Below are 21,837 nucleotides of genomic sequence, written 5' to 3' on the forward strand. Positions count from 1 at the left end.
TCTCCAACCGCGGCGTGCTTGAGTCCGCCGCCAGCAGTACACACCATGGCCCAGATCATCGGCGGCATCGCCGCCTCCCACACGCCGACCATCGGCTTCGCGTTCGACCGCGACAAGCAGAACGACCCGGCGTGGGCGCCCATCTTCACCGCCTTCGCGCCGGTGCAGCAGTGGCTCGCTGATCGCAAGCCCGACGTGCTGCTGTTGATCTACAACGACCACGTCACGTCCTTTTTCTTCGACCACTACTCCGCGTTCTCGCTGGGCGTTGGCGAGCAGTGGGCCGTGGCCGACGAGGGCGGTGGTGCGCGCGACCTGCCGCCGGTGCAAGGCCACCCGCAGCTGGCCGCGCACATCGGCCAATCGCTGATGACCGAAGAGTTCGACCTGTCGTTCTTCCAGGACCGCGGGCTTGATCACGGCTGCTTCTCGCCGCTGTCCGTCATGTGCCCGCACGAGCCGGCCTGGCCCGTGCAGCTGGTGCCGCTGCAGATGGGCGTGCTGCAGTTCCCCATCCCCAGCGCGCGGCGTTGCTACAAGCTGGGCCAGGCACTGCGCCGCGCCATCGAGAGCTACCCCGAAGACCTGAAGGTTGCCATCGTCGCCACCGGCGGCCTGTCGCACCAGGTGCACGGCGAGCGCGCCGGTTTCAACAACACCGACTGGGATTCGCACTTCCTCGACCTGTTCGAGCGCGACCCCGAGGCACTGGCCGACATCACGCATGCCGAGTATGCGGAGCTGGGCGGCTTCGAGGGCTCGGAGGTCATCATGTGGCTGGTCATGCGCGGGGCCCTCGCGGCGCAGGTCAAGTGCCTGCATCGTGACTACACCCTGCCTTCGATGACCGGCATCGCGACGGCCATCTACGAGCCCGCCGAGCAGGCGTTGCCGCCGACCGTTCTGCAGCGCCACCGCGCCCGCATGGCCGAACAACTGAGCGGCGTCGAGAACCTGCCCGGCACCCACCCGTTCACGCTGGCGCGCAGCGTCAAGGCCTACCGGCTGAACCGCTTCCTGCACGGCCTCGTGAAACCCGAGGTGCGCGCTGCCTTCCTGGCCGACGAGGAGGCGGCGTTCGAAGCCGCCGCACTGACCGCCGAGGAGCGCGACCTCGTGCGGCGCCGCGACTGGATAGGCCTCATCCACTACGGCGTCATCTTCTTCATGCTGGAGAAGCTGGGCGCCGTCATCGGCGTGTCCAACCTGCACATCTACGCCGCGATGCGCGGCGAGACGCTGGAAGCCTTCCAGCGCACGCGCAACACGCAGGCGCTGTACTCCGTGGCCGCCAAGCCGGCCACCCCCTGATCCCGACCACAACGAGGAGACCTCCCATGATGAAGAAGACACTCGCGCTGACCGCCCTGGCCCTGGCTGCCGGCGCCACGCAAGCCCAAACCAACGTGACCATCTATGGCATCCTGGACGCCGCCGTCGAGCACCTCAGCGGCGTGGGCGCCAACAGCGACAGCATCAAGCGCATGCCGGGCCTGACCGGCGGCATCTCGCCGTCGCGCCTGGGCTTTCGCGGCACCGAAGACCTGGGCGATGGCCTGAAGGCGGTGTTCACGCTGGAGCAGGGTCTGGGCGTGGACAGCGGCACGCTGAACCAGGGCGGCCGCGCCTGGGGCCGCCAGGTCTTCGTGGGCCTGCAGGGCGCGTGGGGCACGGTGTCCTTCGGCCGCCAGTACTCCATGCTGTTCTGGTCGCAGCTGGACGCCGACATCCTCGGCCCGGCCATGTTCGGTTCCGGCTCGCTGGACAGCTACCTGCCCAACTCGCGCGTGGACAACAGCATCGCCTACCGCGGCACGTTCAGCGGCGTCACGCTGGGCGCCACCTACAGCTTCGGCCGCGACGCGGTCAACGCCGGTCCCAGCCCGTCGGGCACCAACTGCGCCGGCGAGGCCGCCGACAGCAAGGCCTGCAAACAGTGGTCGCTGCTGGCCAAGTACGACACGCCGACCTGGGGTGTGTCGGCGGCCGTCGACGAGATCCGCGGCAACACGGGTGCCTTCGCCGGCCTGACCAGCAGCGCGATGGCCGACCGCCGCTCGACGGTGGCCGGCTGGGTCAAGCTGGGCACGGTCAAGCTGGGCGCCGGCGTCATCGACCGCAAGAACGAGGCGAGCGCAACCACGCCCAAGAGCCAGCTCTGGTACCTGGGCGCCAGCTACCCGGTCACGCCCGCGTTCACGCTGGACGGCCAGGTCTTCAAACTGGACTTCAAGGGCTCAGCCAACCAGGCCACACTGGTCGCCGTGCGCGGTGTCTACAGTCTGTCCAAGCGCACGGCGGTCTATGCCACGGCCGGCCATGTCGGCAACGACGGCACGCTGGCGCTGGGCGTGTCCAACGCCGCGGCCGGTAACGGGCCAGCGGCCGGTGGCAGCCAGACCGGCCTGGGACTTGGCGTGCGTCACAGCTTCTGAGGATGACGGCATGGGCAGCGTGGCGGGCGCTCGCTGCCCAGGTGTTCGGCCTCACGCAAGACTGCCGCCGTGAGACGAAAAGGTATGTCGTCTGGACGATATGTAAACCCCGATGCGGGGCCGACACTGAAACTGCCGGACCAGCATCAGCAAGGAGTTTTCATGGTTGTCTCTCATCCCACCGACGCACGACCCGCGCCGCCGCTGCAGGTGGAGCACTGGCTGAACACGCCCCGGCCGATCTCGCTGCAGGACTTGCGGGGCCGTGTCGTCGCCTTGCATGCCTTCCAGATGCTGTGCCCCGGCTGCGTGGCCCATGGGCTGCCGCAGGCGGCGCGCATGCACGAGATGTTTCCGGCGTCGCAGCTGGCCGTCATCGGCCTGCACACGGTGTTCGAGCATCACGAGGTGATGCAGCCCCGCGTGGCGCTGGAGGCTTTCATCCATGAGTACCGGCTGGCCTTTCCCATCGGCATCGACAAGCCCGACCCGCGCGGCGGCGGCGTGCCGTTGACGATGCAGTCGCTGGGCCTGCGTGGCACGCCCAGCCTGATCCTGCTGGACAAGCGCGGGCGGATACGGCTGCATCACTTCGGGCGCAGCGATGACCTGAGCGTCGGCGCCCTGATCGGCCAGCTCATCGCCGAGCCCGACCCAGACGCCGCGCCCGGCTGCGACGAGGACGGTTGCCGCCTGCCCGACGCGATGACCACGCCATGAGCCGCACGGTCCTGGCCTTTCGCCATCTTGCTTTCGAGGACCTGGGCCTGCTGGAGCCGCTGCTGCGCGAGCGCGGCTATTCGCGGTTCGACACCCGGGATGCCGGTGTGGACGTGCTGGATGACGCGGCGGTCGACGCCGCCGATCTGCTGGTCGTGCTGGGCGGTCCCATCGGTGCCGAGGATGAGGCGCTCTATCCCTTCCTCACGGACGAGTTGCGCGCCATCGAGCGCCGGCTCGCCAGCGGCCGGCCGCTGCTGGGCATCTGCCTGGGCGCGCAGTTGATGGCGCGTGCGCTGGGCGCGCGGGTGAAGCCCATGCCGCATCGCCGCAAGGAGATCGGCTTTGCACCACTGGCGTTGACCGAGGCCGGGCAGGCATCGCCGCTTGCCGCGCTGCCGGCGGGCTTGCCCGTGCTGCATTGGCATGGCGACCAGTTCGACCTGCCGGCCGGCCTGCCCAGCCTGGCCAGCACGCCGATGTGCCCGCACCAGGCTTTCATGGCGGGGCCGAAGGCACTGGCCTTGCAGTTCCATCTGGAAGCCGACCCGCGCCGCATCGAGCAGTGGCTGGTGGGCCATGCCGGCGAACTGGCGCAGGCCGGCGTGGACCTGACTGAGTTGCGTCGCGATGCCGCCCTGCACGGGCCAGCGTTGGCGGCGGGGCTGGCCGCAGTGCTGGACGCCTGGCAGGTGTGACGGGCGCACAGCAGCCGAGCGCTCAGGCCGCCAGCAACGCCTCCGTCGGGCCGAAGAACTCGTAGCGCAGTTGCGCTGCCGGCACACCCAGCGCCACGCCATGGGCATAGACGGCCTGCATGAAGAGCCTGGGGCCCAGCAGGTAGAGGTCCACATCCCGGTCCGGCGGCAGTTGGCGGGCCAGCAACTCGCGGTCGACGCGGCCCACCGCGTGGGGCGTGTCATCCGGCCTCGGTTCATCGTAGATGTAGACCGCCTCGACGTTGTCGTGCGTCGCCGCCAGCTGGTCCACCCGCTCGCGGAAGGCGTGCGCGCCGCCGTGTCGCGCCGCGTGGATGAAGCGGATGGGCCGGCCGCTTGCGGCGGCGGCTTCCAGGATGGCCATGGCCGGCGTGATGCCCACGCCGCCCGTCACCAGCAGCAGCGGCCGCCGGACCTGCTCGTCCAGCGTGAACTCGCCCGCCGGCGGCTGGACCTTCAGTGGAGTGCCCACTTCCACGTGGTCGTGCAGCCAGTTGGACGCGCGGCCGCCCGGCTCGCGCTTGACGCTGATGCGGTACCAAGGCTTGCCCGGCGCGTCCGACAGCGAGTAGTTGCGGCGCAGCGTCTGCCCGTCGATGTCCAGCACCAGGGTCAGGTATTGCCCGGCCAGGAAGACGGGCAGCGGTTCGCCGTCTTCCGGCGCCAGGTAGAACGACGTGATGATGTCGCTCTCGCGCACCTTGCGCATGACACGCAGCTGGCGCTGGCCGCGCCAGCCGCCGGGCAGGGCGGCGGTTTGCGCGTAGACCGACTCCTCGGCATCGATCAGCAGCTGGGCCAGCGCGCCATAGGCCTCGCCCCAGGCGGCCAGGATCTCGTCGCTGGCCACGTCGCACAGCACCTCGCGGATGGCGCGCAGCAGGCAGCGGCCCACGATGGGGTAGTGCTCGGGCTGCACGCCCAGCGCGACGTGTTTCTGCACGATGCGCGGCAGCGCCGGGGCCAGCGCCTCCAGGCGGTCGATATGGCTGGCATAGGCCAGCACGGCACCGGCCAGCGCGCGCGCCTGCGTGCCCTGGGCCTGGTGGGCTTCGTTGAAGAAGGCCTTCAGCTCCGGGTGCTCGCTGAGCATGATCCGGTAGAAGTGCTGCGTGATGTCTTCGCCGCGGCTCTTCAGCAGCGGCACGGTGGCCTGAATCAGCGGGATGGTCTGGGGCGAGAACATGGAAGCGCTCCTGGGCTTGTGAGGGATGCCCTTCCATAGCCAAGAACCGTGCCCGGTCGGCGGCGCATATAAAGCCTTGCCGGAAAACAAGTTTTTGTTGTTCATGTCAAATCGACCTCAGTCAATCCGAGGTCATAAAGACAACAAATGGTCGAATCGACAACAGAGGCGCACTACCGCGACCTGCTCGCCGCCGTGCGCAGCCTGATCGCCTGCGATGCCGTTGCGCTGTTGCGCCTGTTGCCGGAAACAGGGGCCGAGCCGGTGCTGCAGCCACTGGCCGTTGACGGCCTGGCCGACGAGGCGCTGGGCCGGCGCTTCGCCGCCTCGGCGCATCCGCGCCTGGCCCGCCTGCTGGCCAGCGGCCCGCTGGGGCTGCGCTTTTCGTCCGACCTCGGCCTGCCCGACCCCTACGACGGCCTGCTCGCGGACCAGCAGGAGCTGGAAGCCGTGCACGACTGCATGGGCCTGCCGCTGCACCACGCGGGCCGGCTCTGGGGCCTGGTGACCCTGGACGCGCTGGACCCGCAGGCCTTCGATGCCGTCGAGCCTGCCCGTCTGCAAGCGGTGCAGCGTCTGCTGGAGACCGGCATCAAGGCGCAGGAGGCCTTGCAGGCGATGGCTGCCAACGCCGCGCAGGCGCAGGCCGCCGCGCAGGAGCAGTGGCAGTCGGTGCGCTCGCGCGAGCTGCTGGGCAAGAGCGCAGCCATGAGCCAGCTCAAGCGTGAGATCGACACCGTGGCGGCGTCGGACTTGACCGTGCTCATCCTCGGCGAGACCGGCGTCGGCAAGGAGTTGGTGGCGCAGCGCCTGCACGCACGTTCGGCGCGGCATGCGCGGCCGCTGGTGCAGATCAACTGCGCGGCCTTGCCCGAGACGCTGGCCGACAGCGAGCTGTTCGGCCACAAGCGCGGCGCTTTCACGGGCGCGGTGGCGGACCGGGTCGGCAAGTTCGAACTGGCCGACGGCGGCACCCTGTTCCTCGATGAGGTCGGCGAGCTGCCGCTGGCCGTGCAGGCCAAGCTGCTGCGCGCGCTGCAGAGCGGCGAGTTGCAGCGCCCCGGCAGCGACCGGCTGCAGCGGGTTGACGTGCGCGTGCTGGCGGCCACCAACCGCGACCTGGGCCAGGAGGTCGCGCGCGGGCGGTTCCGCGCGGACCTGTATCACCGCCTGTCCGTCTACCCGCTGCGCGTGCCCGCGCTGCGCGAACGCGGCCGCGATGTGCTGACGCTGGCGGGCGGCTTCCTGGAAGAGAACCAGCACCGGCTGGGCGCACGCAACCTGCGGCTGGCGCCGGCCGCCGCGGCGGCGCTGCTGGCCCAACCCTGGCCCGGCAATGTGCGGGAGCTGGAGCACCTCATCAGCCGCGCCGCGCTGCGCGCCTGGGCCGAACCGGGCAAGAGCGGGCGCTGGACGGCCATCGAGCTGCGGCACCTGGGCTTGGAGGCGCCCACGGCACCGGCCACGACCGTGGCTGCGGCTGTGGACCTGCCACCGGTGGCACCAGGCCTGGGGCTGCGCGAGGCCACCGATGCCTTCCAGCGCCAGTGGATAGAAGCCGCGCTGCAGCGCCACGGCGGCAGCCTGGCCGGTGCGGCGCGCGAGGCCGGTATGGACCGCAGCAACCTGCTGCGGCTGGCCAAGCGGCTGGGCCTGCGAGCGCCATCTACCTCCAATGGCTGATTCCCTCGCGCCGCCGACGCGGCAGCATGGCTTGCCGTCGTGTTCGTACGGTGACAAGGAGGATCCCATGTTCGGACTCAGCGCTCTCGGACTCGTTCACACGCTGCTGGGGCTGGTGGCCCTGGTGGCCGGCGCCCGCTGCTTTTTGCGCGACGGCGCGATCTCGACCCGTTCGCGGGCCGGCCTGGTCTTCATCGGCGCCACGGTGCTGACCTGCGTGAGCGGCCTGGGCATCTTCCAGCGCGGCGGCTTCAACATCGCGCATGCGCTGAGCATCGTGGCGCTGGTGACACTGGTCATCTCGGCGCTGGTCGAGCGCGGCCAGGTGCTGGGGCGGCTGTCACCCTATGTCGCCACCGTCGGCTTCTCGCTGAGCTATTTCTTCCACTGGATCCCCGGCACCACGGAGACCTTCACGCGCATCCCGCTGGGCGCACCGCTGTTCAGCAGCCCCGAAGACCCCAACCTGGAGAAGACGGTGGGCGTGCTGTTTCTCGTCTTCCTGGTGGGCGCGGCCGTCCAGGTCTGGCGCCTGCGCCAGCGCCAAGGGTGCCCGGCGCCGGCGGGCCGCCTGGCCTGACCGGGAATCCCGGGAACGCAAGGAAAGGAAAAAGCCCTTGAGCGTTGATGCTCAAGGGCTTTTTGGAGTTCCCCGGGGCAGTGCGGCACTGCCTGGAATATCGGTTGGTGGAGAGGAGGAGGATCGAACTCCCGACCTCCGCATTGCGAACGCGGCGCTCTCCCAGCTGAGCTACCCCCCCACGCGGAGCGCAGTATAGCCAGCACGGGATGCGGCTCAGGCGGGCAGGGAGACGGCGTCCAACAGCTCGCTTTCGATCTGCAACTGCGCCTTGTTCTGCTGCAGCGCCGGGCCATCGACAAGGAAGGTGTCTTCCACGCGCTCGCCCAGCGTGGAGATCTTGGCGAGCTGCAGATTGATGCCATGGCGTGCCAGCACGCGGGCAATGGCGTACAGCAGGCCCGCGCGGTCGCTGGTGGAGATGGTCAGCAGCCAGGCGGTGGCCTTCTCGTCGGGGCGCAGCGAGATGCGGGGTGAGTACGGGAAGCTCTTGACGCGTCGCGACAGCCGGCCGCGGCGCGGCTCGGGCAGCGGGCCGCCGGCCTGCAGCGCTGAGCCCAGCTTGTTTTCCACCAGCGGCACCAGGTCGCGGTGGTGCAGGTCGGCCTCGGGGCGTATGACCTGGAAGGTGTCCAGCGCATAGCCGTCGCGCGTGGTGTGCACCTTGGCGTCCAGGATGTTGAAGCCGGCCGTGTCGAAGTAGCCGCAGATGCGGGCGAACAGGTCGGGTTGGTCGGGCGCGTAGACCAGCACCTGCAGGCCTTCGCCGATGGGTGAGGGGCGGGCGCGCACCACGGGCGCCTGGGTCTGCACATGGCGCCACAGCGAGCGCGCATGCCAGGCCAGTTCGGTGGCGTCGTGGCGGGCGAAGTAGCTGATGGCCAGCTTCTGCCACAGCGGTTCCTCGGTGCCGGGCAGCTGCGAGTGCAGGGCCAGGTCTTGCCTGGCCTCCTGCTTGCGCGCCTCGATCTCGGCGTCCATGTTGATCCTGGCGCCGCCCAGGGCCCGCAGCGTGATGCGGTACAGGTCCTCCAGCAGCTTGCCCTTCCACGCGTTCCAGACCTTGGGGCTGGTGCCGCGGATGTCGGCCACGGTCAGCAGGTACAGCGCGGTGAGCCGGCGTGCGTCGCCCACCTTGGCGGCAAAGGCGGCGATGACGGCAGGGTCGGACAGGTCTTCCTTCTGCGCGACGCGCGACATCGTCAGGTGGTGCTCGACGAGGAAGACGCACATCGTTGCGTCATCGGCGCTCATGCCGTGCTGGCGGCAGAAGCGCCGCACTTCGACGGCGCCCAGCTCGGAGTGGTCGCCGCCGCGGCCCTTGGCCACGTCGTGGAAGAGGGCGGCCACGTACAGCAGCTCGGGCTGGTCGAACTGCGAGGCGAGGTGCGAACAGAACGGGTACTCGTGCGCGTGTTCGGGCACGAGGAAGCGCCGCACATTGCGCAGCACCATCAGGATGTGCTGGTCCACCGTGTAGACGTGGAACAGGTCGTGCTGCATCTGCCCGACGATGGCGCGGAACACCCACAGGTAGCGGCCCAGCACGGAGGTCTGGTTCATCAGCCGGAATGCATGCGTCTGGCCCTCGTGGGCGCGCAGCATGGCCATGAAGGTGGCGCGGTTGACGGGGTCACGGCGCCAGCTTGCGTCCATCAGGCTGCGGGCGTTGTACAGCGCACGCAGCGTGCGGGCCGACAGGCCCTTGATGCCGCGCACCTGCTGGTAGACCAGGAAGGTGCGCAGGATGGCGTGCGGGTCGCGCTGGTAGAGGTCGTCGCTGGCGATCTCCAGCATGCGGCCGCGGTCGAGGAAGTCGGGGTGGCCGTCGAGTGCGCGGATCTGGTCCTGCTGGGAGCCGTTGATCTGCTCCTCCAGGTTCAGCAGCAGGATCTGGTGCAGCTGCGACACGGCCTTGGCGGCCCAGTAGTAGCGCCGCATCAGCACCTCGGACGCGCGCTGCGCGCCGGTGCTCTTGAAGCCGAAGCTCTGCGCGACGGCGGTCTGCAGGTCGAACACCAGCCGGTCTTCGCGCCGGCCGGCCACGGCGTGCAGGCGCGCGCGGATCAGCCTCAGCTGACCCTCGTTGCGCTGCAGCTGCCGGCTCTCGAACGGCGTGATGAGGCCGCGTGCGCTGAGCGCTTTCCAGGTCTTGCCGAGGCCGGCCGCGCGGGCGATCCACATCAGCATCTGCAGGTCGCGCAGGCCGCCGGGGCTTTCCTTGCAGTTGGGCTCCAGCGCGTAGGGCGTGTCGTCGAACTTGGTGTGGCGCTGCACTGTCTCCAGCGTCTTGGCGCGGAAGAAGGCCTTGGGGTCCATGGCCTGCATGAAGCGCTTGTGCATCAGCCGGAACAGCTTGGCGTCGCCCGCCAGCGGGCGCGACTCCAGCAGCGCGGTCTGTATGGTCACGTCGCCGGCCGACTCGCTCAGGCATTCGCCCAGCGTGCGCACGGACGAGCCGATCTCCAGCCCCACGTCCCAGCAGGACGTGATGAAGCTCTCGATGGCGCTTTTGGCCGGGCCGGGCTGGTAGGCCTCGACACCGTCGGGCAGCAGCACCAGCACGTCCACGTCGGAATGCGGGAACAGCTCGCCGCGGCCGTAGCCGCCGACGGCGGCCAGGCAGGCGCCGTCGGGCATGCCGGCCTGCGTCCACAGGCCGCGCAGCGTGTCGTCGACATGGCGGGCGAGGCGGCGCAGCAGCCGCTCGGCACCGGCCTGCGTGGGGCGCTCGGCCAGGAAGCCGTCGATCAGCGCCTGCTTGCCAGCCTTGAACTGCTGGCGGAGGTCGGCGAGCGTCGCCACGTCAGGCGGTGGCCGCGGCCGCTGCCGTGATGAAGGCGGGCGGTGGGGGGCTGCCGGCCGACAGCGTCATGACCTCGTAGCCGGTCTCGGTGACGAGGATGGTGTGCTCCCACTGGGCCGACAGCGAACGGTCCTTGGTGACGATGGTCCAGCCGTCGCCGGTCTCGCGGATCTCGCGTCGGCCGGCGTTGATCATGGGTTCGATGGTGAACATCATGCCGGGCACCAATTCGTCGAGCGTGCCGGGGCGGCCGTAGTGCAGAACCTGCGGCTCCTCGTGGAAGACCTGGCCGATGCCGTGGCCGCAGAACTCGCGCACGATGGAGAAGCCGGCGTTCTCGGCGAACGTCTGGATGGCGTGGCCGATGTCGCCCAGGCGCGCGCCGGGCTTGACCTTGGCGATGCCCTTCCACATCGCGTCGTACGTGAACGCGCACAGCCGCTTGGCGGCGATGGAGCCGTCGCCCACGACGAACATGCGGCTGGTGTCGCCGTGCCAGCCGTCCTTGATGACGGTGACGTCGATGTTGACGATGTCGCCGTTCTTCAGCGCCTTGTCGTTGGGGATGCCGTGGCAGACCTGCTGGTTCACCGACGTGCAGATGGACTTGGGGTAGGGGATGTAGCCCGGCGGGCAGTAGTTCAGCGGCGCCGGGATGCCTTGCTGCACGTTGACGATGTAGTCGTGCGCCAGCTTGTCCAGTTCGTTGGTCGTGACGCCCGGCTTCACATGGGGCGTCAGCATGTCCAGGACTTCGGACGCCAGGCGTCCGGCGATGCGCATGCCCTCGACGTCGGCAGCGGTCTTGATCGTGATGGCCATGGCGGGATTATCCGCGCTGGCTCAGTCCTTCCAGATGTCCATGCCCATGTAAGCTGTGGCGAGGACCACCAGGCCGAACACGATGCGGTAGTACGCAAACACCTTGAAGTCGTGGCTGGACACGTAGCGGATCAGCCAGCGGATGCACAGCAGCGCGCTGAAGAACGCGAACACCAGGCCCACGGCGAACATGGGCAGGTCGCCCCAGGCCAGCGCGTCGCGCTGCTTCAGCACCGAGTAGGCGCCGGCACCCATCAGCGTCGGGATGCCCAGGTAGAAGCTGAACTCGGCCGCCGCCTTGCGCGACATGCCCAACACGACGCCGCCGATGATGGTGGCGCCCGAACGGCTGGTGCCGGGGATCAGCGCCAGGCATTGCAGCAGGCCGATCTTCAGCGCGTCCAGCGGGCCCATGTCGTCAACGGTCTCGATGCGGGCGCGGCGGGCGCCCTGCATGTCCATGTCGCCGTACAGCCGCTTGTGGCGGGCTTCCACCCACAGGATGATGAAGCCGCCCACGATGAAGGCCATGGCCACCGGCACCGGGTGGAACAGATGGGTCTTCACGAGCTTGCCGAAGGCCAGACCCAGCACGACGGCGGGGATGAAGGCGATGCCCACGTTGAGCGCGAAGCGCTGCGCCTGCTTTTCGCCGGCAATGCCGCGCACCGTGCGCGCCAGGCGCTCGCGGTACTCCCAGACGACGGCGAACATCGCGCCGGTCTGCACGGCGATCTCGAACACCTTGGCCTTCTCTCCGACGAAGTTCAGCAGCGAACCCGCGAGGATCAGGTGGCCCGTGGACGAGATGGGCAGGAATTCGGTCAACCCCTCCACGATGCCCATGATGGCGGCTTTGATCAGAAGGATGACGTCCACGTGTACTCCGGAAGCTGACGAACTGCTAGAAGGCGGCGCAGTGTAGCCAGCGCTCGCGGCCGGCTTGCTGGCGCGCGCCACGCCCGGCTACATTACTGACTCATCGGTCATTAACGCCGCCAGACTTGGCCACTGCCACGCCCCGCCAACGCCGCAAGGACGCCCGCCCGCAGGAACTGCTGGACGCGGCGCTGGAACTCTTCGTCGAGAAAGGCTTCGCCGCCACGCGCAGCGAGGAGGTCGCCGCGCGGGCCGGTGTCGCCAAGGGCACGCTGTACCGCTACTACCCCAGCAAGGACGAGCTGTTCAAGGCCATGGTGCGCGAGAACCTGTCCGAGCACATCGTCGCGTCGGCCGCACAAGCCGCCCAGCACGAAGGGCCCATTGCCGAATTGCTGGGGCTCATGATGCAGGCCTGGTGGGCCAAGATCGGCCACGGCAAGGCCGGCGTGGTCTGCAAGATCATGATGGTGGAGGCGCGCCACTTCCCGGAGCTGGCGCGTTTTTATGTGGACGAGGTCATCACGCCGACGCAGAACCTGGTGGGCGACCTCATTGCCCGGGGCGTGCGCAGCGGCGAATTCCGCGCCGTGCCCATCGAAGCCACCGTGCACCTGCTGATCGCGCCCATGCTGCACATGATGCTGCACGAGCACTCCTTCGGCAGCCATCAGGCCTGCCATCACACGATGAGCCCCGAAGAGCTGCTGGACGCCCAGATGTCGCTGCTGCTGCACGGTCTGCTGGCGACCCCGGACTGACCTTCTAGAATTTTGCCTTTCAGCCGTACCGTGCCCCGGAGAACAAGATGAATCTCGAACAAGCCCGCTTCAACATGATCGAGCAGCAGATCCGCCCCTGGGATGTGCTCGACCCCAGCGTGCTGGAGCTGCTGCACGTGGTGCACCGTGAGGACTTCGTGCCCGAGGCGCACAAGATCCAGGCCTTCGTCGATGTCGAGCTGCCGCTGACCGCCACGCGCCGCATGCTGGCGCCCAAGGTCGAGGCCCGCCTGCTGCAGGAGTTGAAGCTGCAGCGCCACGAGAAGGTGCTGGAGATCGGCGCCGCCACGGGTCACCTGGCCGCGCTGCTGGGCCACAAGGCGCAGCGCGTCGTCGCGCTGGAGGCCGACGCCGGCCTGGCCGCCCAGGCTACCGCCAACCTGAAGCGCGCCGGCGTGCTGAACGTCAGCGTGGTCAACGCCGACGGCGCGGCCGGCCTCGCGGCCGAGGAGCCCTTCGACGCCATCCTGCTGTCCGGCTCGGTCGCTGCCGTGCCGCAGCAGCTGCTGAAGCAGCTCAAGATCGGCGGTCGTCTGGTGGCCATCGTCGGTGGCGAGCCGGTGATGCGCGCCGTGCTGGTCACGCGTACGGGTGCGGACGACTTCCGCACGGTCGAGTTGTTCGATACCGTCGCGGGCCGTCTGCCCGGCTTTGCCGAGGCTCCGGCCTTCAGTTTCTGAAGCTGCTGTGCCCGCCGCCCGTCGCCGCCAGACGCCGCCCACCGCCTCCAAGGGGCAACTCGTCACATGGCTTCAGTCACCGGCGGGCTTTGCGTCTATAACCCCGGCCGCTGTCTAAATAAACGCTCCAGCCAAGGAATCCCATGCCCCTCGTCCAAGCCCAACGCCTGATCCTGCAACCGCTGGCCCTTGCCGCCGGTCTCTTGCTTGCTGGCGCGGCCCAGGCCCAGAGCCTGCAAGAGCTGTACGACGCTGCGCGGGGGTATGACGCGACCTATCTGGCGTTCCGCAACACGGCCGATGCTGCCGCGGCGCGGGCGGCCCAGGCGGAGGCGCTGCTCAAGCCCACGCTGGGCTTGCAGGCCTCGGGCACGCAGGCCTATACCGACCCCGCTTCGAGCCAGAGCATCAACAGCCGCACGCTGTCGGCCGGCCTGCAGGGCAAGTACTCGGTCTACAACGCGGCCAATGTGCCCACCATCGACAAGGCCCGCCGCGCGCTGACCATCGCGCAGTCCGACCTGGAGACGGCCGAGCAAGACCTGATCGTGCGTCTGGCCACGGCTTATTTCGACGTGCTGGCCGCCAAGGACGCGCTGACCACGTCGCAAGCCAACAAGAAGGCCATCTCCGAGCAACTGGCCTCGGCCAAGCGCAACTTCGAGGTCGGCACGGCCACCATCACCGACACGCGTGAAGCCCAGGCCCGCTACGACCTGGCCACCGCCCAGGAACTGGCCGCCGACAACGACCTGCGCGTGAAGCGCGTGACGCTGGACCAGTTCGTGGGCCGCGTGGGCGTGGAGCCCAAGGGCCTGGCCCAGCCGGTGGCGCTGCCGGCACTGCCCAGCGACCAGGTCGAGACCTGGGTGAGCACTGCCGACGAGCAGCACCCCGGCGTGCGCAAGGCCCGCCTGGCGCTGGAGATCGCGCAGCTGGACACCGAGATCGCCCGCGCTGGCCAGAAGCCCACGCTGGATGCCAGCGCTACGCTGGGCGCGCAGAACCTCCACAACAACCTGAGCGGCGCAGCCGCCGCGGGCTCGGGCGTGGGCACGGCCAAGAACGCCAGCATCGGCCTGACGCTGACCTACCCGCTGTACACAGGCGGCCTGACGCAGAACCGCATCAAGGAAACGCTGGTGCTGGAAGACAAGGCCCGCAACGACCTGGACTTCGCGCGCCGCAGCGTCGCCGAAGCCACGCGCCGCGCCTTTTTCGGCGTGCAGTCGCTGAAGGCCCAGGTCAGCGCCTACGAGGCCGCCGAGTCGTCCACCAAGCTGGCGCTGGAAGCCACTCAGCTGGGCTACAAGGTCGGCGTGCGCGTGAACCTGGACGTGCTGAACGCGCAGACCCAGCTGTTCACGACGCAGCGCGATCTCGCCAAGGCGCGCTATGACGTGGTCGTCAACAGCCTCAAGCTGCGCCAGGCCTCGGGCCAGCTGCGCGCCGAGGATCTCAGCGCCGTCAATACGCTGCTGGCCCGCTAGTTCTGCGCCTTGCCCAGCACGTTCAGCGGGATCTTCAGGTAGCTGACCCCGTCGTCCTCCGGCGTCGGCAGCTGGCCGGCGCGGATGTTGATCTGGATGGATGGCAGGATCAGTGTGGGCACGTCCAGCGTGGCGTCGCGTGTCTGGCGCATGGCGACGAATTCCTGCTCCGTCACGCCGTCGCGCACGTGGATGTTGCCGGCGCGCTGCTCGGCCACGGTCGTCTCCCAGGCTGGGGCTCGGCCGTTGGGCGGGTAGTCGTGGCAGACGAACAGCTGCGTCTTCGGTGGTAGCGCCAGGATGCGTTGCACCGAGCGGTAGAGCGTGCGCGCATCGCCGCCGGGGAAGTCGGCGCGGGCCGTACCCACGTCGGGCATGAACAGCGTGTCGCCCACGAACACGGCGTCGCCCACGACGTAGGCCATGTCGGCCGGCGTGTGCCCCGGTACCAGCAGCGCTTGCGCCGGCAACTCGCCGATGTGGAACCGCTCGCCGTCCTTGAACAGGTGGTCGAACTGCGTGCCGTCGGGCAGGAAGCCGCGCTCCAGGTTGTAGAGCTTTTTGAAGGTCGCCTGGACTTCCCGGATGTGTTCACCGATGGCGATGCGCCCGCCGACCTGCTGCTGCAGCCAGTGCGCGGCCGACAGGTGGTCGGCGTGGGCGTGCGTTTCCAGGATCCATTGCACCGTCAGCCCTTGCTCGCGCAGCCAGGCTAGCAGCCGCTCGGCCTGGACGGTGCGGGTGCGGCCTGACCTGAGGTCGAAGTCCAGCACCGGGTCGACCACGGCCGCGCAGCGGCTTGTGGGGTCGGCGATGACGTAGGAAACGGTGCCGGTGGCGTCGTCGAAGAAGGCCTGGATGGACGGTCGCGTGGTCATCGGGATTTCCTGCTTGCTTCAATGTGTTGACAAATATTATATTAATAAATAAAGTGAAATCAATACATCGGAGCGACGCATGTCCCATCCCGTCATCAGCCCGGACCTGTTGCGCGCGGCGGCCGGCGAGGCCGTCACCGCGCTGAAGCTGCTGGCCAATCCCGAGCGCCTGCTGCTGTTGTGCCAGCTGTCGCAGGGGGAGATGTCGGTGGGCGACCTGGAAGCCGCGCTGGACATCCACCAGCCCACGCTATCGCAGCAGCTGGGTGTGCTGCGCGGTGAGGGTGTCGTGGAGACGCGCCGCGACGGCAAGCGCATCTTCTACCGCGTGGCCGATGCCCGGCTGCTGCAGGTGCTGGAACTGCTGCACCAGCTCTATTGCCCCAAGGAGTGATCGATGAGCATCGACTGGAACGCCTTGACGCCGCTGGCCGCGCTGGCCGGCGGCGCATTGATCGGGGGGGGCGCGGCCCTGTTGCTGCTGCTGAATGGCCGGATTGCCGGCATCAGCGGCGTGCTTGGCGGCCTGCTGAGGCCGGTGCGTGGCGACGTGGCCTGGCGCGCTGCCTTCATCGCGGGCCTGGTCGGCGCTCCGCTGGCCTACGCGTTGTGGACCGCCGTGCCCGTGCCGCGCATCGACGCCGGCTGGGGCCTGCTGGTGCTGGCCGGGCTGGCGGTGGGCGTGGGCACGCGCTACGGCGCGGGCTGCACCAGCGGTCACGGCGTCTGCGGCCTGTCCCGGCTGTCGCCGCGCTCGCTGGTGGCCACGCTGGCGTTCATGGGCGCGGGTTTCGCCACGGTCGGCGTGATGCGCCACCTGATGGGTTTCTGAGGAGTGGTGATGCCTGTTCTTGCTGCCCTGCTTGCCGGCCTCGTGTTCGGTATCGGTCTCATCGTGTCCGGCATGGCTGATCCGGCCAAGGTGCTGGGTTTCCTCGACCTGGCCGGTCCGTGGGACCCGTCGCTGGCGCTGGTCATGGCCGGTGCCATCGCCGTGGGCGTGGTGGCGTTCGCTATTGCGGCCCGCTCGCGTCGCACGCTGCTGGGGCTGGACTTCAATCTGCCTGCGGCCCGCCACATCGACCGCCGGCTGGTCGGGGGCAGCCTGCTGTTCGGCATCGGCTGGGGGCTGGCCGGCTTCTGCCCGGGGCCCGCGCTGGTGGCACTGGGCATGGGGGAGTTGAAGGCGGTGGTCTTCGTCGCCGCGATGCTGGCCGGCATGGGGCTGTTCGAGCTGCTGCAGCGCAAGGGCTGAGCCATGGATGCCGCCTGGACCCCGGTCGGCCTGACGGTGGCGGTGCTGCTCGGCTACGAGGCCCTGCTGGTGCTGCTGCCGCGGCGGCTGGCTGCGGCCCGCCATGCGGGGCTGCGCGAGGAATGGCTGCGCGTGGTCTCCGCGCAGCCGGGCGCTGAGCTGCTGGCGGTGCAGACGCTGCGCAACTCGCTGATGTCGGCCACGCTGCTGGCTTCGACGGCAGCGCTGGCGCTGATGGGCAGCGTCACGCTGGCGGCGCCGTCGCTGAAAGCCAGCCTGGCCGCGTCGTCGGGAGCGCCCAGCCCGCGCCTGGTGCTGGAGCTGGTGCTGCTGGCGCTGCTGTTCGCGTCGCTGGCGTCCACGCTGATGGCGGTGCGCCTGTACAACCACGCGGGTTTCATCGGCGGCCTGCCGGTGGGGTCGCCGGGCCGCGCCCGCTGGACCGAGGCCGGCGTCGGCTATGTGCGCCGCGCCGGCCTGCTGTACGGCGTGGGCCTGCGCCAGCTGGTGCTGGTGGTGCCCGTCGTGGCCGCCATGCTGCTGCCGACTGCCGGCCCGGTCGCCGCGCTGCTGGTGGTTGCGGTGCTGTACTCGCTGGACCGATTCGACGCCGACGCAGCCGGGACCTGACGAATCAACCAGCGCTCATGCCGCAAAATCCGCGGCCATGCTGTTCCTGCTCTCGCCCGCCAAATCGCTCGACTACGACACGCCCACGCCGCCCGAACTGGCGCCGGCGCTGACCCGCCCGCAGTTCCTCGACGACACGGCGGCGTTGATCGACGTGATGCGCAGCAAGACCGTGGCCGATGTGCGCGAGCTGATGGACCTGTCCGAGCCGCTGGCGCAGCTGAACGTGGACCGCTACGCCGCGTGGCGGCCGCGCTTCACCGACAAGAACAGCAAGCCGGCCATGCTGGCCTTCAATGGCGACGTCTACGACGGCCTGGACGCGAAGACGCTGAGCGCCGACGACATCGCGTGGGCGCAGACGCATGTGCGCATGCTGTCGGGCCTGTACGGCATCTTGCGCCCGCTGGACCGTATGCAGCCCTACCGCCTGGAGATGGGCACGCGGCTGTCCACCGTCGCCGGCGCGAATCTCTACGACTGGTGGGGCGACCGGCTGGCGCTGCACCTGAACAAGCTCGCCAAGGCGGAGAAGGCGCCGGTCATCGTCAACCTCGCGTCGCAGGAATACTTCCGCGTGGTGGATCGCAAGGTGTCCGCGGAGCCGCCGGGCCGCCCCAAGGCTGCGCAGCCCCCTCGGGGGGCAGGGCGGGCGCAGGTCGCCCGTGGGGGCGTGTTGATTCCACGCGTCATCGACTGCCAGTTCGAAGACTGGAAGAACGGCGACTACAAGATCATCAGCTTCTTCGCCAAGCGCGCCCGCGGGCTGATGGCGCGGTATGCGATACAGAATCGGATCGAAACGCCGGATGGCCTGAAGGGCTTCGACCTCGACGGCTACCGCCTCGCACCCGAGGCCTCCTCTCAGGATCAACTCGTCTTCCGCCGCAAGCCATGAGCCAACAAGTCATCACCACGGAACTGTGTGATTGGATTTCCGAGCAGAGCCGCGTGGGCCATCCGGCCGAGAGCATCCTGGCCGCGATGCTGGGCAGCGGCTGGGACGAGAGCGTCGCCCGCCAGGCCGTGGCGCGCGTGCTGGGCCAGTCGGCCACGCTGACCGCGCCGCCCGGCGCGACGGCCGGGCTGCCCGAGCCCGACCTGAGCCGCTTCGCGCCCGTCGTCGATGCCGGCGACCGCAACGTCAAGATCGTCATGGCCATGCGCCAGCCGCGCGTGGTGGTGTTTTCCGAGCTGCTGTCGCACGAGGAGTGCGACGGCATCATCGCGCTGGGCACCAAGCGGCTGGCCCGCTCAGAGACCGTGGCCACTGGCGCCGATGGCAGCGAGGTGAACGCCGCGCGCACCAGCGAGGGCATGTTTTTCGAGCGTTGCGAGAACGATCTGATCCGCACCGTGGAGGCGCGCATCGCGACGCTGCTGCGCTGGCCGCTGGACCATGGCGAAGGGCTGCAGGTGCTGCGCTACCGGCCGGGCGCCGAGTACCAGCCGCATTACGACTACTTCGACCCCGGCCACGTCAGCACGCCCAACATCCTGAAGCGCGGCGGCCAGCGCGTGGCCACGCTGGTCATCTACCTGAACACGCCCACGGCCGGCGGCTCGACGATCTTCCCGGACATCGGCCTGGACGTCGCGCCCGTGAAGGGCAACGCGGTGTTCTTCAGCTACGACCGGCCGCACCCGTCCACGCAGACGCTGCATGGCGGCTCGCCCGTCATCGAGGGCGAGAAGTGGGTGGCGACCAAATGGCTGCGCCAGGGCGTGTTCAACTAGTCACCGCGATCAGTGCCACCAGCATGGCCGCCACGGCGGCCAGCAGCACGAAGTAGAAGAAGCTGAGCAGCAGGCCGCGACACAGGGCGCCCCACCAGCCCAGCCCGTAGACGCGCCGCATGGCCACCAGGCCATGGCCGAAGACGGCGAACATCAGCGGGCCTTCCAGCCCGGTTGCCACCGTGAGCAGCAGCGCCAGAAACCACAGGCTGTGGCTGTGCAGCGAGAACACGAAGTGCTCGGCGTAGCGTCGGCCGCTGCCTGCGAAGGCCGCCAGCAGCAGCGACGCGAAGATCGGCTGCATGGCCAGCATGGCGTACGGCGCCAGCGCACGGGTGCGCGACTTCCATTGCTCGAAGCTGATGGCCTCGGCCTTGCGGGCGATATTGGTCAGCCAGCGCTCGGCGGGCGTGCAGTCTTCGGGCCGCTTGTCGACGTGACAGCCCAGCAGCGTCTCCGGCTCGCTGGACTTCTTGCCGGCGGCACGGGCGGCTGCCGCGGCGGCCTCCCTGGGCGACAGATTGGGCTTGACGTCCAGCCGCACGGTGCCGATGCCTTTGGCAGACAAGGCGGGATCCGCTTCGATGACCTGCGTCGGCCCCTGCGGCAGCAGCGCCCAGCCGATGAAGAAGATGAAGCTGGCGCTGAGGTAGACGCGCAGCGGCAGCACATAGCGGCGCCGCCGGCCGTGGAAGTAGGCGTTGGTCAGGTGACCCGGCAGGAACAGCAGTGCCGCCAGCGTGCGCCACAGCGGGCCGTCGAACGCGACGTAGTGGCCCAGGTACTCGGTGAACATCTCGCGCACCGACGGCGGATGCAGGTCGGTCTCCTGCCCGCAGTGGCCGCAGTGCACCGGACGGGGCGTGGCGAGCGTGAAGTGGCAGTTGCGGCAGTAGGGCAGCTCGGGCGCGTGCGGATGCGGGTGCGTGGTGCTCATGCAGACAGCAGTTTGTGGATCAGGTCGGGCGTGCTGGACGCCTTGTATTTCTTCATCAGCCGCGCGCGATAGACATCCACCGTGCGGTGGCTGATCCCTAAGCGCCGGCCGACCAGCTTGCTGGTCAGCCCGTCGATCAGCAGCGCGGCGATCTCGCGCTCGCGTGGCGTCAGTTCTGCGGTCAGCGTGCGGCGGGCGGACAGGTCCTCGAAGCTCCAGATGCCGCGCGCGTGCGGGTCGCGCGGGTCCAGCGCGCGGCCGGTCACGTGGCACCAGAACAGGCTGCCGTCGAAGCGCTTCATGACGCGGTCGTCGCCGTAGCGGCCTTGCTTGTCCAGGCTGGCGACGATGCGCTCGCCGGTACGCTGGTACTCGTCGGGCGACGGGTAGAGCTGCTCGAAGCTCTTGCCGACGATCTGCTCGCGGCGCGCGCCAAAGATGGCCAGCACGTGCTGGTTGCAGTCGCGCACGATGCGCTGCTCGGACAACATCAGGCCGATGGGAGCCAGCTCGAAGGCGAGTTGGTAGTCCGGAACGGTCACGGCAAGTAGACGATGCGGAGTGATGCGTCGACGAGCGCCAGCGGCAGATAGCCGATCGCATCGGCATGGCGCTGCAGATGCGCCTTGACGGCCTCGGTGCCGGTCAACTGCAGCGGTGGGCGGCGCCGGCCGCCGAACTGCTGGGCGGCCCAGGCGCTGCGGAACTCGCTGGCCCCGCGCTTCAGCACCGTGTTGAAGAACTGCTCGCGCTCGGCGCCCGCGCTCATGACGGGTGCCGGCGCGTTGCCATCGGCCAGGCGCTGGCGCTGGCCCATGAACACCTCCACCAGATGCGCATACGAGATGCCGCGCACGGCGCTGCGCGCGGATACCACCACCGCCAGCGGCGCCGCGGCGTGCTGGTTGACGAGCTCGCCGATGCGGCCGGCGGCGTGCAACTGCTCGATGACGGCCAGCAGCTGCGGCGCTTCGATGCGGCCGCGCGGCGACGCGAAGCAGCGGTAGGCGCGGGCGCCCAGTTGCGCGCGCCAGGGTGCGATGCCGTCGATGGGTTCCTGGCTGGTGTACCAGCTGACCGACGGCTGGCTGCCCACGCCGTAGGGGTGGCGGTTCAGCGCAAGCTTGCGCAGCAGCTTCTCTTCGCTCTGCGCCTCGTCGCGCTTCAGCCTGCCGTCGTTGATCAGGCCCTCCAGTGCCGCGCTGGACTGTCCTTGCACGGTGCCGATGACGCTGTTCGGCGCCAGTTGGTCCGGCGTGTCCACCGGCGGCGCGGATTCATGGCCCAGCAGCAGATCCTGGGTCTCGAACAGCGCCGCGCTGGCCGGCAGCGCGCGCGCGCCGGCCGGCGGCGTGATGTTGCAGGCCAGGTCGGCGTCGCCCCCCGCCAGCGCGGCCTCGACGCGGGCGCGCGGCAGTGGCAGCAGTTCCACCGGGATGCGCAGCTGCACGGCGACGGCACGCGCCAGCTCCACATCCAGGCCGGCGACGGGCTGGTTGTCGCGCCACTGCACGAAAGGCGGGCTGGCCGACTGCGTGATGGCCACGCGCAGCGGACGGTCCTGGGCGAGCGCGGGCAGCGCGGCGAGCAGGGCGATGGCGGCGAGGAGGCGCTGCAT

The 21,837-nt window shown here is 69.3% G+C and carries 23 protein-coding genes and 1 tRNA gene; 15 read left to right on the forward strand and 9 right to left on the reverse strand.

Annotation, left to right across the window (positions count from 1 at the left end):
• The first annotated feature begins 45 nt into the window (after positions 1 to 45).
• The 4 genes from J2X21_RS06390 to J2X21_RS06405 all read left to right on the forward strand — a co-directional run bounded on the left by J2X21_RS06390 (position 46) and on the right by J2X21_RS06405 (position 3,853).
• The gene (locus J2X21_RS06390; protein ID WP_310326293.1) at positions 46 to 1,311 is read left to right on the forward strand and encodes a gallate dioxygenase; all 1,266 of its coding nucleotides are present in this window, start codon (positions 46 to 48) and stop codon (positions 1,309 to 1,311) included.
• Positions 1,312 to 1,337: 26 nt separating this feature from the next.
• Positions 1,338 to 2,435 (forward strand): porin, encoded by a 1,098-nt coding sequence (locus J2X21_RS06395; protein WP_310326296.1) that lies wholly within the window; start codon positions 1,338 to 1,340, stop codon positions 2,433 to 2,435.
• A gap of 162 nt (positions 2,436 to 2,597) precedes the next feature.
• Positions 2,598 to 3,155 (forward strand): peroxiredoxin family protein, encoded by a 558-nt coding sequence (locus J2X21_RS06400; protein WP_310326298.1) that lies wholly within the window; start codon positions 2,598 to 2,600, stop codon positions 3,153 to 3,155.
• Positions 3,152 to 3,853: a glutamine amidotransferase gene (locus J2X21_RS06405; RefSeq protein ID WP_310326301.1), complete on the forward strand. Its 702-nt coding sequence runs from the start codon at positions 3,152 to 3,154 to the stop codon at positions 3,851 to 3,853. The genes J2X21_RS06400 and J2X21_RS06405 overlap by 4 nt, the downstream gene beginning before the upstream one ends.
• 22 nt (positions 3,854 to 3,875) lie before the next feature.
• On the opposite strand, the gene hmpA is transcribed toward J2X21_RS06405, so the two are convergent.
• The gene (gene hmpA, locus J2X21_RS06410; protein WP_310326305.1) at positions 3,876 to 5,060 is read right to left on the reverse strand and encodes an NO-inducible flavohemoprotein; all 1,185 of its coding nucleotides are present in this window, start codon (positions 5,058 to 5,060) and stop codon (positions 3,876 to 3,878) included.
• Between the two features lie 147 nt (positions 5,061 to 5,207).
• Between hmpA and norR the strand changes: the two genes are divergently transcribed.
• Together norR and J2X21_RS06420 are read left to right on the forward strand one after the other, a co-directional pair.
• A complete protein-coding gene (gene norR / locus J2X21_RS06415) occupies positions 5,208 to 6,743 on the forward strand; it encodes a nitric oxide reductase transcriptional regulator NorR (protein WP_310326308.1) in 1,536 nt (511 codons plus the stop codon).
• Between the two features lie 67 nt (positions 6,744 to 6,810).
• Positions 6,811 to 7,323, forward strand: coding sequence for a hypothetical protein (locus tag J2X21_RS06420; protein ID WP_310326310.1), 513 nt, complete (start codon positions 6,811 to 6,813; stop codon positions 7,321 to 7,323).
• 105 nt (positions 7,324 to 7,428) lie between these two features.
• On the opposite strand, the gene J2X21_RS06425 is transcribed toward J2X21_RS06420, so the two are convergent.
• From J2X21_RS06425 to J2X21_RS06440, 4 genes are all read right to left on the reverse strand, one after another.
• Positions 7,429 to 7,504: transfer RNA gene (locus tag J2X21_RS06425), tRNA-Ala, on the reverse strand.
• A 35-nt stretch (positions 7,505 to 7,539) separates the two neighbouring features.
• Complete coding sequence (locus J2X21_RS06430) at positions 7,540 to 10,128, reverse strand: [protein-PII] uridylyltransferase (RefSeq protein WP_310326312.1); 2,589 nt, start codon at positions 10,126 to 10,128, stop codon at positions 7,540 to 7,542.
• 1 nt (position 10,129) lies between these two features.
• Positions 10,130 to 10,951, reverse strand: coding sequence for a type I methionyl aminopeptidase (gene map / locus J2X21_RS06435; protein ID WP_310326314.1), 822 nt, complete (start codon positions 10,949 to 10,951; stop codon positions 10,130 to 10,132).
• Positions 10,952 to 10,972: 21 nt separating this feature from the next.
• On the reverse strand, positions 10,973 to 11,830 hold the full coding sequence (locus J2X21_RS06440) for an undecaprenyl-diphosphate phosphatase (RefSeq protein ID WP_310326316.1): 858 nt from the start codon (positions 11,828 to 11,830) through the stop codon (positions 10,973 to 10,975).
• A gap of 125 nt (positions 11,831 to 11,955) precedes the next feature.
• On the opposite strand from J2X21_RS06440, the gene J2X21_RS06445 reads away from it, so the two are divergent.
• The 3 genes from J2X21_RS06445 (at position 11,956) to J2X21_RS06455 (ending at position 14,782) form a co-directional block, all read left to right on the forward strand.
• Positions 11,956 to 12,591 (forward strand): TetR/AcrR family transcriptional regulator, encoded by a 636-nt coding sequence (locus tag J2X21_RS06445; protein WP_310326318.1) that lies wholly within the window; start codon positions 11,956 to 11,958, stop codon positions 12,589 to 12,591.
• A gap of 47 nt (positions 12,592 to 12,638) precedes the next feature.
• The gene (locus J2X21_RS06450; protein WP_310326320.1) at positions 12,639 to 13,292 is read left to right on the forward strand and encodes a protein-L-isoaspartate O-methyltransferase family protein; all 654 of its coding nucleotides are present in this window, start codon (positions 12,639 to 12,641) and stop codon (positions 13,290 to 13,292) included.
• A gap of 143 nt (positions 13,293 to 13,435) precedes the next feature.
• Positions 13,436 to 14,782 (forward strand): TolC family outer membrane protein, encoded by a 1,347-nt coding sequence (locus J2X21_RS06455; protein WP_310326322.1) that lies wholly within the window; start codon positions 13,436 to 13,438, stop codon positions 14,780 to 14,782.
• On the opposite strand, the gene J2X21_RS06460 is transcribed toward J2X21_RS06455, so the two are convergent.
• The gene (locus J2X21_RS06460; protein WP_310326324.1) at positions 14,779 to 15,660 is read right to left on the reverse strand and encodes an MBL fold metallo-hydrolase; all 882 of its coding nucleotides are present in this window, start codon (positions 15,658 to 15,660) and stop codon (positions 14,779 to 14,781) included. The genes J2X21_RS06455 and J2X21_RS06460 overlap by 4 nt on opposite strands.
• Positions 15,661 to 15,739: 79 nt before the next feature.
• Between J2X21_RS06460 and J2X21_RS06465 the strand changes: the two genes are divergently transcribed.
• From J2X21_RS06465 to J2X21_RS06490, 6 genes are read left to right on the forward strand one after another with little or no spacing between them, the layout of a single operon-like run.
• Positions 15,740 to 16,054 carry a metalloregulator ArsR/SmtB family transcription factor gene (locus J2X21_RS06465; protein WP_310326327.1) on the forward strand — a complete coding sequence of 105 codons (315 nt, stop codon included), beginning with the start codon at positions 15,740 to 15,742 and terminating at the stop codon, positions 16,052 to 16,054.
• Positions 16,055 to 16,057: 3 nt separating this feature from the next.
• Positions 16,058 to 16,492: a YeeE/YedE family protein gene (locus J2X21_RS06470; protein WP_310326329.1), complete on the forward strand. Its 435-nt coding sequence runs from the start codon at positions 16,058 to 16,060 to the stop codon at positions 16,490 to 16,492.
• A gap of 9 nt (positions 16,493 to 16,501) precedes the next feature.
• On the forward strand, positions 16,502 to 16,915 hold the full coding sequence (locus J2X21_RS06475) for a DUF6691 family protein (RefSeq protein WP_310326332.1): 414 nt from the start codon (positions 16,502 to 16,504) through the stop codon (positions 16,913 to 16,915).
• A 3-nt stretch (positions 16,916 to 16,918) separates the two neighbouring features.
• Positions 16,919 to 17,545 (forward strand): DUF599 family protein, encoded by a 627-nt coding sequence (locus J2X21_RS06480; RefSeq protein WP_310326334.1) that lies wholly within the window; start codon positions 16,919 to 16,921, stop codon positions 17,543 to 17,545.
• Between the two features lie 37 nt (positions 17,546 to 17,582).
• Complete coding sequence (locus tag J2X21_RS06485) at positions 17,583 to 18,443, forward strand: YaaA family protein (protein ID WP_310326336.1); 861 nt, start codon at positions 17,583 to 17,585, stop codon at positions 18,441 to 18,443.
• On the forward strand, positions 18,440 to 19,282 hold the full coding sequence (locus J2X21_RS06490; RefSeq protein ID WP_310326338.1) for a 2OG-Fe(II) oxygenase: 843 nt from the start codon (positions 18,440 to 18,442) through the stop codon (positions 19,280 to 19,282). The genes J2X21_RS06485 and J2X21_RS06490 overlap by 4 nt, the downstream gene beginning before the upstream one ends.
• Here J2X21_RS06490 and J2X21_RS06495 read toward each other — a convergent pair.
• The 3 genes from J2X21_RS06495 to J2X21_RS06505 are packed head-to-tail and all read right to left on the reverse strand — an operon-like array spanning position 19,275 to position 21,837.
• Positions 19,275 to 20,219, reverse strand: a complete 945-nt coding sequence (locus J2X21_RS06495) for a DUF3667 domain-containing protein (RefSeq protein WP_310326340.1) — start codon at positions 20,217 to 20,219, stop codon at positions 19,275 to 19,277. The two genes, J2X21_RS06490 and J2X21_RS06495, sit on opposite strands and share 8 nt — an antisense overlap.
• Positions 20,216 to 20,761, reverse strand: coding sequence for a PAS and helix-turn-helix domain-containing protein (locus J2X21_RS06500; RefSeq protein WP_310326342.1), 546 nt, complete (start codon positions 20,759 to 20,761; stop codon positions 20,216 to 20,218). The genes J2X21_RS06495 and J2X21_RS06500 overlap by 4 nt, the downstream gene beginning before the upstream one ends.
• Positions 20,758 to 21,837, reverse strand: coding sequence for a substrate-binding periplasmic protein (locus J2X21_RS06505; RefSeq protein ID WP_310326344.1), 1,080 nt, complete (start codon positions 21,835 to 21,837; stop codon positions 20,758 to 20,760). The genes J2X21_RS06500 and J2X21_RS06505 overlap by 4 nt, the downstream gene beginning before the upstream one ends.

The sequence above is a fragment of the Roseateles asaccharophilus genome, from assembly GCF_031458115.1.
GTDB lineage: Bacteria > Pseudomonadota > Gammaproteobacteria > Burkholderiales > Burkholderiaceae_C > Pelomonas > Pelomonas asaccharophilus_A.

Bases quoted from the DNA above. Each gene is read 5' to 3' on its own strand.
- J2X21_RS06390 (WP_310326293.1), top strand. From the start codon at position 46: ATGGCCCAGATCATCGGCGGCATCGCCGCCTCCCACACGCCGACCATC.
- J2X21_RS06395 (WP_310326296.1), top strand. From the start codon at position 1,338: ATGATGAAGAAGACACTCGCGCTGACCGCCCTGGCCCTGGCTGCCGGC.
- J2X21_RS06400 (WP_310326298.1), top strand. From the start codon at position 2,598: ATGGTTGTCTCTCATCCCACCGACGCACGACCCGCGCCGCCGCTGCAG.
- J2X21_RS06405 (WP_310326301.1), top strand. From the start codon at position 3,152: ATGAGCCGCACGGTCCTGGCCTTTCGCCATCTTGCTTTCGAGGACCTG.
- hmpA (WP_310326305.1), bottom strand. From the start codon at position 5,060: ATGTTCTCGCCCCAGACCATCCCGCTGATTCAGGCCACCGTGCCGCTG.
- norR (WP_310326308.1), top strand. From the start codon at position 5,208: ATGGTCGAATCGACAACAGAGGCGCACTACCGCGACCTGCTCGCCGCC.
- J2X21_RS06420 (WP_310326310.1), top strand. From the start codon at position 6,811: ATGTTCGGACTCAGCGCTCTCGGACTCGTTCACACGCTGCTGGGGCTG.
- map (WP_310326314.1), bottom strand. From the start codon at position 10,951: ATGGCCATCACGATCAAGACCGCTGCCGACGTCGAGGGCATGCGCATC.
- J2X21_RS06450 (WP_310326320.1), top strand. From the start codon at position 12,639: ATGAATCTCGAACAAGCCCGCTTCAACATGATCGAGCAGCAGATCCGC.
- J2X21_RS06455 (WP_310326322.1), top strand. From the start codon at position 13,436: ATGCCCCTCGTCCAAGCCCAACGCCTGATCCTGCAACCGCTGGCCCTT.
- J2X21_RS06460 (WP_310326324.1), bottom strand. From the start codon at position 15,660: ATGACCACGCGACCGTCCATCCAGGCCTTCTTCGACGACGCCACCGGC.
- J2X21_RS06465 (WP_310326327.1), top strand. From the start codon at position 15,740: ATGTCCCATCCCGTCATCAGCCCGGACCTGTTGCGCGCGGCGGCCGGC.
- J2X21_RS06470 (WP_310326329.1), top strand. From the start codon at position 16,058: ATGAGCATCGACTGGAACGCCTTGACGCCGCTGGCCGCGCTGGCCGGC.
- J2X21_RS06475 (WP_310326332.1), top strand. From the start codon at position 16,502: ATGCCTGTTCTTGCTGCCCTGCTTGCCGGCCTCGTGTTCGGTATCGGT.
- J2X21_RS06480 (WP_310326334.1), top strand. From the start codon at position 16,919: ATGGATGCCGCCTGGACCCCGGTCGGCCTGACGGTGGCGGTGCTGCTC.
- J2X21_RS06485 (WP_310326336.1), top strand. From the start codon at position 17,583: ATGCTGTTCCTGCTCTCGCCCGCCAAATCGCTCGACTACGACACGCCC.
- J2X21_RS06490 (WP_310326338.1), top strand. From the start codon at position 18,440: ATGAGCCAACAAGTCATCACCACGGAACTGTGTGATTGGATTTCCGAG.
- J2X21_RS06495 (WP_310326340.1), bottom strand. From the start codon at position 20,219: ATGAGCACCACGCACCCGCATCCGCACGCGCCCGAGCTGCCCTACTGC.
- J2X21_RS06505 (WP_310326344.1), bottom strand. From the start codon at position 21,837: ATGCAGCGCCTCCTCGCCGCCATCGCCCTGCTCGCCGCGCTGCCCGCG.